At 64.6% G+C, this 15,567-nt stretch carries 12 protein-coding genes; 8 read left to right on the top strand and 4 right to left on the bottom strand.

Translation table 11 applies throughout. The features are described 5' to 3' along the window. Positions 1-94: 94 nt before the first annotated feature. The gene (locus ABSY17_RS24130) at positions 95-1,036 is read right to left on the bottom strand and encodes a glycosyltransferase (RefSeq protein WP_378946503.1); all 942 of its coding nucleotides are present in this window, start codon (positions 1,034-1,036) and stop codon (positions 95-97) included. Positions 1,037-1,201: 165 nt separating this feature from the next. On the opposite strand from ABSY17_RS24130, the gene ABSY17_RS24125 reads away from it, so the two are divergent. The 4 genes from ABSY17_RS24125 to ABSY17_RS24110 all read left to right on the top strand — a co-directional run bounded on the left by ABSY17_RS24125 (position 1,202) and on the right by ABSY17_RS24110 (position 5,587). Continuing rightward, positions 1,202-2,950: a putative bifunctional diguanylate cyclase/phosphodiesterase gene (locus ABSY17_RS24125; RefSeq protein WP_378946500.1), complete on the top strand. Its 1,749-nt coding sequence runs from the start codon at positions 1,202-1,204 to the stop codon at positions 2,948-2,950. 139 nt (positions 2,951-3,089) lie between these two features. Further along, complete coding sequence (locus ABSY17_RS24120) at positions 3,090-3,797, top strand: DUF2270 domain-containing protein (RefSeq protein ID WP_378946497.1); 708 nt, start codon at positions 3,090-3,092, stop codon at positions 3,795-3,797. 323 nt (positions 3,798-4,120) lie between these two features. Next, positions 4,121-4,939, top strand: a complete 819-nt coding sequence (locus ABSY17_RS24115) for a lytic transglycosylase domain-containing protein (RefSeq protein ID WP_378946494.1) — start codon at positions 4,121-4,123, stop codon at positions 4,937-4,939. A gap of 129 nt (positions 4,940-5,068) precedes the next feature. Beyond that, a complete protein-coding gene (locus tag ABSY17_RS24110; protein ID WP_378946491.1) occupies positions 5,069-5,587 on the top strand; it encodes a hypothetical protein in 519 nt (172 codons plus the stop codon). A gap of 58 nt (positions 5,588-5,645) precedes the next feature. Here the strand turns inward: ABSY17_RS24110 and ABSY17_RS24105 are convergent, their stop codons facing one another. Continuing rightward, entirely contained in the window at positions 5,646-6,863 is a 1,218-nt protein-coding gene (locus ABSY17_RS24105; RefSeq protein ID WP_378946488.1) for an argininosuccinate synthase, read from the bottom strand. Positions 6,864-6,979: 116 nt separating this feature from the next. Next, complete coding sequence (locus tag ABSY17_RS24100) at positions 6,980-9,289, bottom strand: Tex family protein (protein ID WP_378946485.1); 2,310 nt, start codon at positions 9,287-9,289, stop codon at positions 6,980-6,982. A gap of 198 nt (positions 9,290-9,487) precedes the next feature. On the opposite strand from ABSY17_RS24100, the gene ABSY17_RS24095 reads away from it, so the two are divergent. Next, complete coding sequence (locus ABSY17_RS24095; RefSeq protein ID WP_378946482.1) at positions 9,488-9,844, top strand: DUF423 domain-containing protein; 357 nt, start codon at positions 9,488-9,490, stop codon at positions 9,842-9,844. Between the two features lie 3 nt (positions 9,845-9,847). Here ABSY17_RS24095 and ABSY17_RS24090 read toward each other — a convergent pair whose 3' ends face one another. Then, entirely contained in the window at positions 9,848-11,260 is a 1,413-nt protein-coding gene (locus tag ABSY17_RS24090; protein WP_378946479.1) for a short-chain fatty acyl-CoA regulator family protein, read from the bottom strand. 167 nt (positions 11,261-11,427) lie between these two features. Here ABSY17_RS24090 and ABSY17_RS24085 point away from each other — a divergent pair, with 167 nt between their 5' ends. The 3 genes from ABSY17_RS24085 to ABSY17_RS24075 are packed head-to-tail and all read left to right on the top strand — an operon-like array spanning position 11,428 to position 15,556. Further along, the gene (locus ABSY17_RS24085) at positions 11,428-12,009 is read left to right on the top strand and encodes a biotin transporter BioY (protein WP_378946476.1); all 582 of its coding nucleotides are present in this window, start codon (positions 11,428-11,430) and stop codon (positions 12,007-12,009) included. Then, positions 12,009-13,541, top strand: coding sequence for an acyl-CoA carboxylase subunit beta (locus ABSY17_RS24080; protein WP_378946474.1), 1,533 nt, complete (start codon positions 12,009-12,011; stop codon positions 13,539-13,541). The genes ABSY17_RS24085 and ABSY17_RS24080 overlap by 1 nt, the downstream gene beginning before the upstream one ends. A gap of 11 nt (positions 13,542-13,552) precedes the next feature. Then, positions 13,553-15,556 (top strand): acetyl-CoA carboxylase biotin carboxylase subunit, encoded by a 2,004-nt coding sequence (locus tag ABSY17_RS24075; RefSeq protein WP_378946471.1) that lies wholly within the window; start codon positions 13,553-13,555, stop codon positions 15,554-15,556. Positions 15,557-15,567 lie beyond the last annotated feature (11 nt).

Raw genomic sequence — 15,567 nt, 5'->3', positions numbered from 1 at the left:
TCGTCGCGGAATTTCGAGGCTGTAGACAGGAAAATGGCCGCAGAGTCAAGCTTTGACGGTTCTTGCCGATCGGATCTTCGGCCAAACGGCAGAGTTAGGGCAAGACCTCCCCGTCAAGAATCCGGGCATAGAGATCGAGATAGCCTTGAGCCGTCTTTTGGATGGAGAACCGATCGGCAGCCGCCTCGCGGCACCGTCGTGGCGACATCGCCGCTACGTCGTCCAAGGCGGAGGCGAATTCGTCGTCGGTTTCAAAGAGCCTGCCCGTATCCGCGTCGATGATTTCGGGCATTGCGCCCCGCGGCGTAGCCAAGGCCGGCGTTCCGCACAGCATGGCCTCGACCGGCGCCATGCCAAAGGCCTCTTCGCCGGCGATCGGGTTCAGGAAAGCCCTTGCCTCGCCCAAGAGATCCAGCTTGCTGTCGCCATCGACAATTCCATGAAAGCGATACCGCGACCCCAGGCTCTTGAAGAAGACGAGATCACGACGGACCTGGCTGCGGGTCAGCAATTGCCACCGTGAGCCGCCGGCAATATCCAGTTCAAAATCAAATGTCTTCGCAAGGTCGACCGCCCTGTTCAGATTCTTGATTGCACGCGCAATGCCAGCAAGAAAGAGCAGTTTGTTGTTCTTCACATTGGAAAGTCTGTAAGCGTCAACGGGGAATCCGTTGTAGACAAATGTCTGCCGGCCGCGATTGCGCGCATGGCTGGAACTGACGAAATTCCAGTTCTTCCCGCTCGGCGGTATTATTGGCCCCGGTCCATGACTGGTATTCAAGGACGGGAAAGGAACGTTGAGATAGGGGCCGTGGCAATGGACGATCTGCGTGTCCTGCGGAATGGCGTCGAGGTATTGCTGGTGTGAAGTCGCCTGGCGGACCTCGAAGGCGGCGGGCCCCGTAATTCGCCCGGCAATCACCACGACCTGGTGACCAAGGCGGGTCAGTTCGGTGGCGAGCCACTCCACCTGCCGTTGGCTCCCACCATAGCCTTTGCAGGGGATGGGACCGGTTACTGCCAGCGTAATTCGCATGATGCCGCCTTGACTATTTTTCGTCTGTTGCCCGCATCAAGGCGCGAATGCAAGAGCATGGCGAACTTTCCGGAGGTCACTCAGCGCCCGTTAAGACTTGCCGCCTATCTTGGCGCGCGGCCGCATGAAGGGCCGGAGTGCATTTTCTCAGAGTAATTTTCGGCCATGCCTGACCGCTGCGATGTCTCAAATCTCGACAAGGGACATGAAAAGGACTGTGCCGCCTCCGCCCGCGCCGCGGCGCTTCACGGCTTCATCGAGAATGTCGAGTACGCGCTGGTCGTGATCAACGCCAAGGGCAGCATCGCCTTCGTGAACAAGGCCGCCGAGCGCATGTTCGGCTACGAGGGCAACGAAATGGCTGGCCTGACCCTCGACATCATCATTCCGCCACGTCTTCGGGGCGCCCACAATACCGGCATTGCTCGCATCGGTGCCGGTGAGCCCTCGAAGCTGGCGGGCAAGACGGTCGAGGTGACGGCCCTGCGCCGCGACGGCAGCGAGTTCCCCGTCGAGCTGTCGCTGTCTGTCTGGGACGGGCCTGATGGCATGGCCATGGGCGGCCTGATCCGCGACATCTCCGAGCGACGGCAGCGCGACATCCGGCTGCATCGCCTCGCCCACCAGGATCCGCTGACCGGCCTGCCCAATCGCCTGCAGTTCGAGATGCGGCTCCAGGATGCCCTGGACGCCGGCGAGCCGACCGGACTGATGCTGCTCGACATCAACGGCTTCAGGAAGGTCAACGACACGCTTGGCCATTCGACCGGCGACACGCTCTTGCAGGCGCTGGCCGTGCGCCTGCCCGCCAAGCTCGACGCCAATGCGATCGTCTGCCGGCTCGCCAGCGACGATTTTGCGATTCTGCTGCGCAACATCGACGCGCCGGAGGCCCTCACGGATGCGGCTGCGAGCCTGGTCGAGACCTTCGAGCGGCCTTTCGCCGTCGGCGACCACCTGCTCAAACTGGGCGTCAGCATCGGCGGAGCGGTGGCACCGCAAGACGGCAGCGATGCCGAGGAACTGCTGGCCAGCGCAGACCTCGCCCTTTATCGGGCGCAGCAGAGCGGCAGCAGCTACCAGATGTTCGAGCCGTCGATGCGCAATTCGGTGGCCGCCCGCCGCGCGCTCCAGGACGAACTTCTCAGGGCCATCGGCGCCAATGAGTTCGTCCTTCACTACCAGCCGCAGGTTTGCCTGGAATCGGGCAAGGTGCTTGGCGCCGAAGCGCTGCTGCGCTGGAACCACCCCACGCGCGGATTGCTCGAACCAGTCGAGTTTCTCGCCACGCTCGAATCCCATGCCGGCGCCCTGACGGTCGGCAACTGGATCCTGGACGAAGCCTGCCGGCAATCGGCGGAGTGGCGCGCCCGCGGCCTCGCTCAGGTCACCATGGCGGTGAACCTGTTTTCGGTGCAGGTGAGCGCCGGAAACCTTGCTGAGACGGTGAAGGCGACGCTCGACCGTCACGGGCTGAGCGCCAATGCGCTCGAACTCGAGATCACCGAGAAGATCGCGCTCGACCACGAGGACCGCACGCTGGCGCCGTTTCGCACGCTGGCAAGGGCAGGCGTCGGTCTCGCCTTCGACGATTTTGGCACCGGCTACGCCGCGCTGAGCACGCTCAAGCGCTTTCCGCTGACAGTGCTCAAGCTGGACCGCAGCTTTGTCCGCGACCTGCTCGACGATCCGCAGGACGCCGCGATCGTCCGCGCCGTTCTCGCCATGGCCACCGACATGGGGCTGACTGTTGTCGCCGAGGGCATCGAAACGCGCGCCCAGCAAGCTGCGCTCTATGCCATGGGATGCCGCATCGGCCAGGGCTATCTCTACTCGAAAGCGCTGCCGGCGGACGAGTTCGAACAGATGATGCGGCGGGCACTGTGTCCGTCCGCTTCGACCTACGAGATTTGACGCGGGGGCACCGAATTCGGCCCCATCCGGCCCGGACCGGTATAGAATTCGCCCAGGGTGGATCGCATCGGCCACCGGCGCGATATTGCCACAAGCACATCCGGAAGCCGCGGCCCGCCCGAACAGCAGGGAGGCTGCCATGTCGGAACTCGTGAAAACGGATGCGACCCAACTGGGCGCGCTGCTGCCCATGACCTCCGCCGAAATCGTCAGCACGATGGCCCACTACCACCGCGCGGAAATGGCCAGGATGGCCGGCTGGCGTGACCGCATCGACCGGACCAGCAATTGGGCGATCACGGTGGTTGCCGCGATGCTGTCGGTTTCGCTGTCGACGCCCAACGCACACCCTGGCGTGCTTTTGTTCGCCATGCTGCTGGTCTTCCTGCTGCTGTGGATCGAGGCGCGGCGCTATCGCTTCTTCGACGTCTACAGGTCACGGGTTCGCACATTCGAACAATATTACTTCGCTCCGATCTTCGCACCCGGTGCGGGGGAAAGCACAAACTGGCGCCAGATGCTGGCCGACAGCCTGAGGAACCCGCTGTTTCGCATCTCCCACGCCGACGCCTTTTCGCGGCGGTTGCGGCGCAACTACATCTGGATGTTCCTGATCCTTCTGTTCGCCTGGGTGCTGAAGATCTCGACCCCGAGCCTGCAGGCCGGAGGCGGCGAAGGCAGTCTGGCATCGTCGCTATTGCAAGTGGTTGCCAATGCCAGCCTTGGGCCCATGCCCGGCTGGCTGGTCATCGTCTGCGTGGCGGGGTTTTATCTCTGCATGATCTATGCCGCGCTACGGCCGTCAGACAACGCCGTCGAGGGCGACCTGTCCAAGGTTCATGTGTAGAGCCGTTCATCATCGGCCAGCCGGGCGCTGGCAAGCGCCAACAGCGCAGCCCCCTCCCCCAGCGCAACTGCTGGTCGGCGCCGGCCCTGCGACGCATTCTTGCCGGCGAAGATGGCTGAACCCCGCGCCGGCGATCACAACATCGGCATCTTCCATGTTTTTTCCCCGCTCTCGCCACATTCGCTGCTTGATCCTATGCGAGTTTTTTGCCACCTGCCCTTGCAGGCCAGCGGGGACGTAAACGCCTTCTTAACGATGACGAGAGAGCGTTCGGCTGGCAACAACCCTCCCAAGGGCATTGATTCAGGCATTAGGAGAATGGCATGGCAATACTTGCCAAGGTGAAGATATTTGCTGCGGCTTCCGCCGTGCTGGCACTGACGGCAGGCGGCGCATATGCGGCCCAGTGCGGCAACAACGCAGGCGGTTTCGAGGCCTGGAAAGCCGCGTTCGCACAGCAGGCGGCGGCCAACGGCATCAAGGGCAATGCGCTCAACGCGCTTGCCGAGACGACCTACGCCACCAAGACGATCTATGCCGACCGCAACCAGAAGAGCTTCAAGCTGACGCTCGACCAGTTCATGGCCAAGCGCGGCGGCAAGACGATCGCCTCCAAGGGCAAGACCCTCAAGAAGCAGAACGCGGCACTGTTCCAGAGCATCGAGCAGCGCTACGGCGTTCCCGCGGGCCCGCTGATCGCGATCTGGGGCATGGAAACCGGCTTTGGCGGCTTCCTGGGCAACCAGCACACGCTGTCGGCGGTGGCCACCCTCGCCTATGACTGCCGCCGCTCGGAATATTTCACCGAGCAGCTCTACGCGGCACTGCAGCTCCTCGATGCCGGAACGCTGCATCCCGGCGCGATCGGCGCTGCCCATGGCGAGATCGGCCAGACCCAGTTCCTGCCCGTCAACGTGCTGAAATACGGCGCCGACGGCGATGGCAACGGCAAGATCGACATGGTCCAGTCGAAGGCCGATGCGCTCGCCTCTACCGCCAACTTCCTGCGCGGTCATGGCTGGCAGGCCGGTGGCGGCTACCAGCCCGGCGAGGTCAATTTCGCAGCACTTCAGGGCTGGAATGCAGCCAGCGTCTACCAGCAGGCCATCGCCATCATCGGCGCCGAGATCGACGGCAACTGAGGAGCCGAACCTGACACAACCTTGTCAGGATCCTTTTCGGGGCACGCTGGCCAAGCCGGCACATCGTCAGCAGAATGAGCAAGCCCGGCGCCGCGCGCCGGGCTTTTTCAATGCGGACGAGGAACAGCCATGACCAGCCCGAGCGGACTGCCCGCCGACCTGTCAGGTCTCGGAAATATCGAAGGCTACGCCCATTGCCCCAAGACGGTGACGCCCGGCCTGCCGTCAACCGCCGGCGGCGGCCTGCTGAAATGGTACGACATCGCGAAAGCCACGACGCCGGTGACGCACGACACCGACGTGCTTGCCCGCCATTTCCTGGCGGCGGAGACGGCTGCCGGCCGGCTCGACCTCGAGGGCGAACTCGGCTTCGTTATCCTGCACCGCTGCGGCGGCGACTTTCATTTCCTGCTGGTCAGTTCGTGGCGCAATGCCAACGAGATGTGGGAGACGGTCTACGCCAAGACAGCAGACGCCGCTGATTTCTCCCTGTTTCCGCTGCCCGGGCCGCATCGCGCCACCTTCTGCGTCTGGGAGCTGGCGGCGGTCAACCACGAGCGCGAGGCCTTTGGTCGCTATCTGTTTTCGGCCCGCGACGACGACGCCAAGCGGGTCTATCTCACCGACATGTATCGCGGCGGGGCGTAGAAACGAAAGGAGGCGCCGAAGCGCCTCCATCTGATCCGAATGTGGCTTTTAGTCCGGCTCAGCGGTTGCGCGCCGCCAGCGTGCGCAGGCGCAGCGCGTTGAGCTTGATGAAGCCGGCGGCGTCCTTCTGGTCGTAGGCGCCCTGGTCGTCCTCGAAGGTGACCAGCTTGTCGGAGTAAAGCGACTTCGCGCTCTCGCGGCCGATGACCATGACGTTGCCCTTGTAGAGCTTGAGCGTCACTTCGCCCTCGACGTCCTTCTGGGAGAGGTCGATCGCCGCCTGCAGCATCTGGCGCTCAGGCGAGAACCAGAAGCCGTAGTAGATGAGCTCGGCATAGCGCGGCATCAGCTCGTCCTTGAGGTGCGCAGCACCCCGGTCGAGCGTGATCGACTCGATGGCGCGGTGCGCCGACAAAAGGATCGTGCCGCCCGGGGTCTCGTAGACGCCGCGGCTCTTCATGCCGACGAAGCGGTTCTCGACCAGGTCGAGACGGCCGATGCCGTTGTCGCGGCCATAGTCGTTGAGCTTGGCCAGAAGCGTCGCCGGCGACAGGCGCTCGCCATTGATGGAGACGGCGTCGCCCTGCTCGAAGCCGATCTTGATGATCGTCGCCTTGTCGGGCGCGGCTTCCGGCGAAATGGTGCGCATGTGCACGTATTCAGGGGCCTCGACGGCCGGGTCTTCCAGCACCTTGCCCTCGGAGGAGGAGTGCAGGAGGTTGGCGTCGACGGAGAAGGGGGCCTCGCCCTTCTTGTCCTTGGCGACCGGGATCTGGTGCTTCTCGGCGAAGTCGAGCAGGTCAGTGCGCGACTTGAACGACCAGTCGCGCCACGGCGCGATGATCTTGATGTCGGGGTTGAGCGCATAGGCCGACAGCTCGAAGCGGACCTGGTCGTTGCCCTTGCCGGTGGCGCCGTGGGCAATCGCGTCGGCGCCGGTCTTGCGGGCGATGTCGACGAGGTGCTTGGAGATCAGCGGGCGGGCGATCGAGGTGCCGAGCAGGTAGACGCCTTCATAGACGGCATTGGCACGGAACATCGGGAAGACGAAGTCGCGGACGAATTCCTCGCGGACGTCCTCGATGAAGATCTCCTTGATGCCGAGCATCTCGGCCTTCTTGCGCGCCGGCTCGAGCTCTTCGCCCTGGCCGAGATCGGCAGTGAAGGTGACGACCTCAGCATTGAGCTCGGTCTGAAGCCACTTCAGGATGATGGAGGTGTCGAGACCGCCGGAATAGGCGAGCACGACCTTCTTGACGTCTTTCCACTTGGACATTTGAGCACGGCACCTTTCGCAAGCGGCCGGCTGAGGCCGCGTTTTCCCGCGCTTTCTAAGCAGGAACGGGCAAGCGAGCAAGGGCGGTCGCGCGCGACACACGACCGCCCTGAAGCTTATTTGCGCTTCATCGCCTCGAGCAGGGCGGCACCGAAGGCGCCTTGCGAGGGCTGCTGCTTCTGCTGCGGCTTCGGCGAGGCGCTGAACGACTTGGCGTCGCGGCCCTTGGGCTGGCCGGCCGAGCGGGGTGCTGGCTCGCCGCCGTCCTTGCGCATGGTGAGCCCGATGCGCTTGCGCGGGATGTCGACCTCGACGACGCGAACCTTGACCACGTCGCCGGCCTTCACGACTTCGTGCGGGTCTTTCACGAACTTGTCGGCGAGCTGCGAGACGTGGACGAGCCCGTCCTGGTGCACGCCGATGTCGACGAAAGCGCCAAAGGCGGCGACGTTGGTGACGGTGCCCTCCAGCAGCATGCCCGGCTTCAGGTCCTTGATGTCGTCGACGCCGTCGGCAAACGTCGCGGTCTTGAACCCCGGACGCGGGTCGCGGCCGGGCTTTTCCAACTCGGCGATGATGTCTCGCACCGTCGGCAGGCCGAAACGCTCATCGACGAAGGCACGGGGATCGATCGCTTTCAAGGCAGCGCTATCGCCCATCAACTGGCGCAGGTCGCGGCCGCAGGAGGCGACGATCTTCTTGGCCACGCCATAGGCCTCGGGGTGGACCGAGGACGCATCGAGTGGTTCCTTGCCGTCGCGGATGCGCAGGAAGCCGGCGCATTGCTCGAAGGCGCGCTGGCCGAGTCGCGGCACGGCGAGCAGGTCGCGCCGCGTGGCAAAGGCGCCCGAGGCATCGCGATGCGCCACGATCGACTCGGCGAGCGAGGGCCCGAGACCCGAGACGCGGGCGAGAAGGGGAGCGGAAGCCGTGTTGAGGTCGACGCCGACGGCGTTCACCGCGTCCTCGACCACCGCCTCCAGCGAACGTCCCAGACGGTACTGGTCGACGTCGTGCTGGTACTGGCCGACGCCGATCGACTTGGGCTCGATCTTGACCAGTTCGGCCAACGGATCCTGCAGGCGGCGCGCAATCGACACCGCGCCGCGCAGCGACACGTCGAGATTGGGGAATTCGGCGGCCGCAGTCGCCGAGGCCGAATAGACCGACGCGCCGGCCTCGCTGACGATGACTTTCGTGGGCTTGGGTGCCGGCATTTCCTGGAGCATGTCGGCGACGAGGCGCTCGGTCTCGCGGCTGCCGGTGCCGTTGCCGATGGCGATCAGCTCGACCTTGTGGCGGATGATCAGCCGGGCAAGCTCTGCCTGGGTGCCACGAACGTCGTTCCTGGGCGGGAAGGGGTAGACGGTGGTGGTGTCGAGCACCTTGCCGGTGGCGTCGATGACCGCGACCTTGACGCCCGTGCGGATGCCCGGATCAAGACCCATGGTGGCGCGCGAGCCGGCAGGGGCGGCGAGCAAAAGGTCTTTCAGGTTGCGCGAGAAGACGCGGATCGCCTCTTCCTCGGCGGCCTCGCGCAGGTCGCGCATCAGGTCGAGCGACAGGGACAGCGACAGTTTTACGCGCCAGGTCCAGCCGGCGACCGTCATGAGCCATTGGTCACCCGGAAGCGTTCCGCCGATGGAATAGGCGGCGGCGATCATGCGCTCGACCGGCTTGACCGGCGAGGTGTCGTCGGCGTCGATCTCGAGGTCGAGCGACAGCACGTCCTCATTGCGGCCGCGCAACATGGCCAGCGCGCGGTGGCTCGGCACGCCGGCCCAGCGCTCGGAATGGTCGAAATAGTCGGAGAATTTTGCCCCGGCTTCCTGCTTGCCATCAACGACGCGGGAGCGCAGGATGGCGCGCTCTTTCATGTGGCCACGCAGGCGGCCCAGAAGATCTGCGTTTTCCGAAATGCCCTCAGCGACGATGTCGCGGGCGCCTTCGAGCGCTGCCTTCACGTCGGCCACGTCGCCGACGACGTAAAGAACGGCAAGCTCGGCAGGCACCTTGGAGCGGTCGGCGAGGATCGCTTCGGCAAGCGGACCAAGACCGCGCTCGCGGGCGATCTCCGCCTTGGTGCGGCGCTTGGGCTTGTAGGGCAGGTAGATGTCCTCGAGCTCGGCCTTGGTGGTGACGGTGGCGAGGCGGATCGCCAGGTCGTCGGTCATCTTGCCCTGGCCGGTGATCGACTCGACGATCGCCGCGCGCCGGGCTTCCAACTCGCGCAGATAGGCGAGGCGCTCGGACAGGTCGCGCAATTGGGTGTCGTCGAGACCGCCGGTGACTTCCTTGCGGTAGCGCGCGACGAACGGCACAGTCGCGCCCTCGTCGAGCAGTCCGACCGCCGCCACGACCTGCTCGGGCTTTGCGTTGATCTCGGCCGCGATGATCGCGGCGATTTTCCTGTTGTCGCCAGCCATGGAGTCCCTGGAACCTGTTGAACGGGTGCGCGAACATAGTGACGGTTGGCCGGAACGCCAAACGGGCATTTTCCCGCGCCGTCTCAGGCTCCACAGAAAAGCGGCAGGGCTGCGGCAATCGGCGCGTAATCCACCGGATCCTTGCGAAACGCGAATCTGTATGATGCGGGTCAGCATTCGCCGCGCGGGAGGCAAAAAATGAAATTCGACCGGGTTCTGTTCGTTGCAGGCGCGCTTTTCGGCGCGGCAGGCGTGGCGCTATCGGCGGCGGCCAGCCATGGCGGCAGCACCAATGTCGCAACCGCTGCCAATTTTTTGCTTTTCCATGCGCCGGCGCTGATCGCCCTGTCGCTGGTGGTGGCCGGTGGCAGGATTCTCCACGTCGGCGCAGCCGTACTGCTGGTAGCGGTGCTGCTGTTCTCGGGCGATCTTCTGGCGCGCGATTTTCTCGGGCAGCGGCTGTTTCCATTCGCAGCCCCCATCGGCGGCACCGGCATGATCCTGGGCTGGCTGATGCTGGCGGCGGGTGCGCTGTTCGCCCGCAAGGACGGCTGAAGCTCAGCCGATCCGATAGGGCAGCGGGTGGCGTACATCCTTGTCGATCACAAGCTTGCGCTTCAGCGGAGGGACGGCACGCTGCTGGCAATTGGTGCGCTCGCAGATCCTGCATGAGATGCCGATCGGGTCGAAGGCCGTCTTGCTGGATAGCTCCATGCCGTCGGCATAGACGAAGTCCTTGGCGTAAGCGACCTCGCAGCCGAGCGCGATGGCATAGCGGCGATGCGGCGCGTTGAAGCCGCCGCCGCCTTTGGAAATCTCGGTCGCGACGCAGAGATAGCGGGCGCCATCGGGCGTCTCGGCCAGCTGGCGGATGATGCGGCCCGGCGTCTCGAAGGCCTGGTGCACGTTCCACAGGGGACATGCCGCGCCGAAACGGGCGAATTGCAGCTTGGCGGCACTGTGGCGCTTGGTGATGTTGCCGGCGCGGTCGATGCGGGCGAAGTAGATCGGCACGCCCTTGAAACCGGGGCGCTGCAGGGTGCTGAGGCGATGCGCGACCTGCTCGATGCTGGCGCCGAAATGCGCCGCCATGAGCTCCAGGTCGTGGCGCAGCTCGCCTGCCGCCTTCATGAAGGCGTGGTAGGGCAGGGTCAGCGCGCCGGCGAAATAGTTGCGCAGGCCCATCTTGCAGATTTCCAGCGCCTCGCCGGTGCGGAATTCGGCGCCGCGCGCGATCTGCGTCACTTCCGCCTCCATCTCCATCTCGGCGATCTGGAAGGCGATCTGGAAGCTGCGGGTGGCGACCGGCGCGTAGGGGTTGAGGAACAGCACCCCCGACTTGGGATCGAAGCGGCGCAGGGCGTCGTCGTTGGCGTCGGCGCGGGCGATGCGGACACCATGGCGGCTTTCGAGATGCTCGGCGAGTGCGGCATAGCTGTCGCGGTCGCCGATGCGCAATTTCCCCGCCAGCCGCTCGGCGGCAAGGTCGAGGCCGTGGATATAGTTGTCGACGAAGTGGAAGAAGTCGCGCACCTCTTCGTAGGGCGTCGGTTCGGTCAAGCCGACGCTCCTGCCGAGCGTGTCGTCGAGGCTGGCGAGCTGCTCCGAGTTGCGGCGATAGGCCTGATGCGCCGAAATCAGCGCCCGGGCGAAGCCCGGCGCGTTTTGCGTCACCAGCTTGAGTTCCTGCAGGTTGGGCGCGTAGTTCTCGAACAACGGGTCGCTCAGTGCCTCTGTCAGCGCCGACAACAGCCGATCGCCGTCGGCTTGCGAGAGCTCGGCGATGTCGATCTGGAATTTTTCGGCGAGCGCCAACAGCACGGAGGCCGAAACCGGGCGCTGGTTGTTCTCGATCTGGTTCAGGTAGCTGGTCGAGATGCCGATGCGCTCGGCGAAGCTTGCCTGCGTCGCCTTGTTGGCTTCGCGCAGCTCGCGCACCTTCCGGCCGATATAGAGTTTGCGTGTCGCCATGTTTGCAAATTCGCAATTTACACTTTTTGAATTTGTACATTACGCTTTTGCACACGTTCAAGCGTTTTCCCGCGCGTCATGTCGGATTAATGGGCAGGCTTCGCGCCTTGCCGTGGATGCGGCACAGGGCCATTGTCTTTCAAACCTCGTAGTGCGGGAGAAAACCCATGACGCTCTACAATGCCGTCGCCGACAGGCAGACCGGCCGGATCACATCAACCGACGTCATTGCCGTCATCGCAGGCTCGCTGCTTCTGACGCTGTCGGCCAAGGTGCAGGTGCCGTTTTATCCCGTGCCGATGACCATGCAGACGCTGGTGGTGATCGGGCTTGGCCTGGCGCTCGGCCCGGTTCGTGGTGCTGCTGCCGTTGCCCTCTATCTCGCGCAGGGCGCGGCCGGACTGCCGGTCTTCGCCGGTACGCCGGAAAAAGGCATCGGCCTTGCCTACATGATGGGGCCGACCGGCGGCTTCCTCTTCGGCTACCTGCCTGCCGCACTGCTTGCCGGCTGGCTCGCCGAACGCGGCTGGGACCGCAATGTCTTCACCGCAATGGCAGCTGCCCTGCTTGCCGGCGCCGTCATCTACGTTCCCGGCCTGCTCTGGCTCGGCAGCGTCATCGGCTTCGACAAGCCGGTTCTGGCCTATGGGCTCATTCCCTTCATCCCCGGCGACATCGCCAAGGCCATGCTTGCGGCAATCGCCTTTCCCGCCACCTGGAAGTGGCTTTCGAACAAGGGCATGAACTGATGCGCGCCGTTCTCGAACAACTGGAAGCCCGCCGCACCGAGGCCCGCCTCGGTGGTGGCCAGAAGCGCATCGACGCCCAGCATGCCAAGGGCAAGCTGACGGCGCGCGAGCGCATCGACGTGCTGCTCGACGAAGGCTCCTTCGAAGAATTCGACATGTATGTCACCCATCGCACCACCGAGTTCGGCATGGCCGAGCAGAAGGTGGCCGGCGACGGCGTGGTCACCGGCTGGGGCACCATCAACGGCCGCCTAGTCTATGTCTTCTCCCAGGATTTCACCGTGCTCGGCGGCTCGCTGTCCGAGACGCACGCCCAGAAGATCTGCAAGATCATGGACATGGCGATGCGCAACGGCGCGCCCGTCATCGGCCTCAACGATTCCGGCGGCGCCCGCATCCAGGAGGGCGTTGCCTCGCTCGCCGGCTATGCCGACGTGTTCAAGCGCAATGTCGACGCCTCGGGCGTGGTGCCGCAGATCTCTGTCATCATGGGCCCATGCGCCGGCGGTGCCGTCTACTCGCCTGCGATGACCGACTTCATCTTCATGGTGCGTGACAGCTCCTACATGTTCGTGACCGGTCCCGACGTGGTCAAGACCGTCACCAACGAGATCGTCACCGCAGAAGAACTCGGCGGCGCGCGCACCCACACCTCGAAATCCTCGGTCGCCGACGGCGCCTATGAGAACGACATCGAGGCGCTGGAGCAGGTTCGCCTGCTGTTCGACTTCCTGCCGCTCAACAACCGCGAAAAGCCGCCCGTGCGGCCGTTCCACGACGACCCGGCGCGGCTGGAGAAGCGTCTCGACACGCTGATCCCCGACAGTGCGACCAAGCCCTACGACATGAAGGAGCTGATCCTCGCCATTGCCGACGAAGGCGACTTCTTCGAGATCCAGGAAGCTTTTGCCAGGAACATCATCACCGGCTTCATGCGCATCGAGGGCCAGACGGTGGGCGTCGTCGCCAACCAGCCGATGGTGCTGGCCGGCTGCCTCGACATCGATTCTTCGCGCAAGGCGGCGCGCTTCGTGCGCTTCTGCGATGCGTTTTCGATCCCGATCCTCACACTGGTCGACGTGCCGGGCTTCCTGCCGGGCACGGCACAGGAATATGGCGGCGTCATCAAGCACGGCGCCAAGCTCCTGTTCGCCTATTCCCAGGCAACCGTGCCGATGGTCACGCTGATCACGCGCAAAGCCTATGGCGGCGCCTATGACGTCATGGCCTCCAAGCATATCGGCGCCGACATCAACTATGCCTGGCCGACAGCCGAGATCGCGGTGATGGGCGCCAAGGGCGCGACCGAGATCCTATACCGCTCGGAACTTGGCGACGCGGAGAAGATCGCCGCGCGCACCAAGGAATATGAAGAGCGCTTCGCCAATCCCTTCGTCGCCGCCGAACGCGGCTTCATCGACGAGGTGATCATGCCGCATTCGTCGCGCCGCCGCATCGCTCGCGCCTTTGCCGCCCTGCGCGGCAAGAAGCTCGATGCGCCGTGGAAGAAGCACGACACGATACCGCTGTGAGCAGGACAAACATGTTCAAGAAAATCCTCATCGCCAATCGTGGCGAGATCGCCTGCCGGGTCATCAAGACGGCCCAGAAACTCGGTATCGCAACGGTCGCGGTCTATTCCGACGCCGACCGCGACGCGCTGCACGTGAAGATGGCCGACGAGGCCGTCCATATCGGGCCGGCACCGTCGAATCAGTCCTACATCGTCATCCAGAAGATCATCGACGCTGTCAGGCAGACCGGCGCTGACGCGGTGCACCCGGGCTACGGCTTCCTGTCGGAAAACCCGAACTTCGCCGAGGCGCTGAAGGGCGAAGGCGTCGCCTTCATCGGCCCGCCCCCTGTTGCCATCGAGGCGATGGGCGACAAGATCACCTCGAAGAAGATCGCAGCCTCCGCTGGCGTGTCCACCGTGCCGGGCCACATGGGCCTGATCGAGGATGCCGAGGAGGCGGTGAAGATCGCCAATTCGATCGGCTATCCCGTGATGATCAAGGCCTCCGCCGGCGGCGGCGGCAAGGGCATGCGCATCGCCTGGAACGACGCAGAGGCCCGCGAGGGCTTCCAATCGTCGAAGAACGAAGCGAAGTCGTCCTTCGGCGACGACCGCATCTTCATCGAGAAGTTCGTCACCCAGCCGCGCCACATCGAGATCCAGGTGCTGGGCGACCAGCACGGCAACCTCGTCTATCTCGGCGAGCGCGAATGCTCGATCCAGCGCCGCAACCAGAAGGTCATCGAGGAGGCACCTTCGCCCTTCCTCGACGCCGAGACCCGCAAGGCGATGGGCGAGCAGGCCGTGGCACTGGGCAAGGCCGTCGGCTATTTCTCGGCCGGCACGGTCGAGTTCATCGTCGACGGCGACCGCAACTTCTACTTCCTCGAGATGAACACCCGCCTGCAGGTCGAGCATCCGGTGACCGAACTGATCACCGGCATCGACCTGGTCGAGGAGATGATCCGCGTCGCCGCAGGCGAAAAGCTGCGCTTCACCCAGGCCGATGTGAAGCTCAACGGCTGGGCGATCGAAAGCCGCCTCTATGCCGAGGATCCCTATCGCAACTTCCTGCCGTCGATCGGCCGGCTGACCCGCTACCGCCCGCCGGTCGAGGGCAAGCGCGACGACGGCACGGTGATCCGCAACGACACCGGCGTGTTCGAGGGCGGCGAGATCTCGATGTATTACGACCCGATGATCGCTAAGCTCTGCACCTGGGCTCCCGACCGCCTGACGGCGGTGGAAGCCATGGGCCGGGCGCTCGATGATTTCGAGGTCGAGGGCATCGGCCACAACCTGCCGTTCCTCTCGGCGGTCATGGACCAGGAGCGTTTCCGCTCCGGCGCGCTCACCACGGCCTATATCGCCGAGGAGTTCCCCGACGGCTTTGCCGGCGTGACGCCTTCCGAGGCTGACGCCCACAAGCTCGCCGCCGTGGCGGCGCTGATCAACCAGTTCACCCAGCGTCGCGGGACGCAGATTTCCGGCGTGCTCGCCAACCACCAGCGTCCAGTGGGCGCCGACTGGGTGGTGACGCTTGCCGGCTTCGCCCTGCCGCTGCATGTCAAGGATGGCGCCGACGGCACGGTGGTCGAATTCGACGACGGCACGAAGCTCACTGTTTCGAGCGACTGGATGCCCGGCCACCTGCACGCCAACTTCGCCGTTGCCGGCGCGTCTATCGGCGTGAAGGTGTCGCGCTCGGGCACCGGCTGGCGCCTGCGCTGGCGCGGCATGGACGTGGTCGCGCATGTGCGCAGCCCGCGCGTCGCCGAACTAGCCAGGCTGATGCCCACGAAGCTGCCGCCGGATACCTCGAAGATGCTGCTGTGCCCGATGCCGGGCGTGGTGACGTCGATCCTGGTCAAGGAAGGGGAAACCGTCGAGGCTGGCCAGTCGCTGGCGACGGTGGAAGCGATGAAGATGGAGAACGTGTTGCGCGCCGAGCGCAAGGGCACGGTCAAGCGCGTGGCGGCCACCGCTGGCGAAAGTCTCGCCGTCGATGAACTGATCATGGAATTCGAGTGATGATAGCCGGG

Origin of the sequence: Mesorhizobium sp. ANAO-SY3R2 (genome assembly GCF_042466635.1) — a bacterium.
Lineage (GTDB): Bacteria > Pseudomonadota > Alphaproteobacteria > Rhizobiales > Rhizobiaceae > Aminobacter.
Note: the sequence above shows the minus strand (reverse complement) of the source record. Positions and strands in the feature narration are given on the sequence as shown.

What these genes read in the sequence shown, in the direction of transcription:
- ABSY17_RS24130 (WP_378946503.1), bottom strand. Translation starts at nt 1,036, where the DNA reads ATGCGAATTACGCTGGCAGTAACCGGTCCCATCCCCTGCAAAGGCTAT.
- ABSY17_RS24125 (WP_378946500.1), top strand. Translation starts at nt 1,202, where the DNA reads ATGCCTGACCGCTGCGATGTCTCAAATCTCGACAAGGGACATGAAAAG.
- ABSY17_RS24120 (WP_378946497.1), top strand. Translation starts at nt 3,090, where the DNA reads ATGTCGGAACTCGTGAAAACGGATGCGACCCAACTGGGCGCGCTGCTG.
- ABSY17_RS24115 (WP_378946494.1), top strand. Translation starts at nt 4,121, where the DNA reads ATGGCAATACTTGCCAAGGTGAAGATATTTGCTGCGGCTTCCGCCGTG.
- ABSY17_RS24110 (WP_378946491.1), top strand. Translation starts at nt 5,069, where the DNA reads ATGACCAGCCCGAGCGGACTGCCCGCCGACCTGTCAGGTCTCGGAAAT.
- ABSY17_RS24105 (WP_378946488.1), bottom strand. Translation starts at nt 6,863, where the DNA reads ATGTCCAAGTGGAAAGACGTCAAGAAGGTCGTGCTCGCCTATTCCGGC.
- ABSY17_RS24100 (WP_378946485.1), bottom strand. Translation starts at nt 9,289, where the DNA reads ATGGCTGGCGACAACAGGAAAATCGCCGCGATCATCGCGGCCGAGATC.
- ABSY17_RS24095 (WP_378946482.1), top strand. Translation starts at nt 9,488, where the DNA reads ATGAAATTCGACCGGGTTCTGTTCGTTGCAGGCGCGCTTTTCGGCGCG.
- ABSY17_RS24090 (WP_378946479.1), bottom strand. Translation starts at nt 11,260, where the DNA reads ATGGCGACACGCAAACTCTATATCGGCCGGAAGGTGCGCGAGCTGCGC.
- ABSY17_RS24085 (WP_378946476.1), top strand. Translation starts at nt 11,428, where the DNA reads ATGACGCTCTACAATGCCGTCGCCGACAGGCAGACCGGCCGGATCACA.
- ABSY17_RS24080 (WP_378946474.1), top strand. Translation starts at nt 12,009, where the DNA reads ATGCGCGCCGTTCTCGAACAACTGGAAGCCCGCCGCACCGAGGCCCGC.
- ABSY17_RS24075 (WP_378946471.1), top strand. Translation starts at nt 13,553, where the DNA reads ATGTTCAAGAAAATCCTCATCGCCAATCGTGGCGAGATCGCCTGCCGG.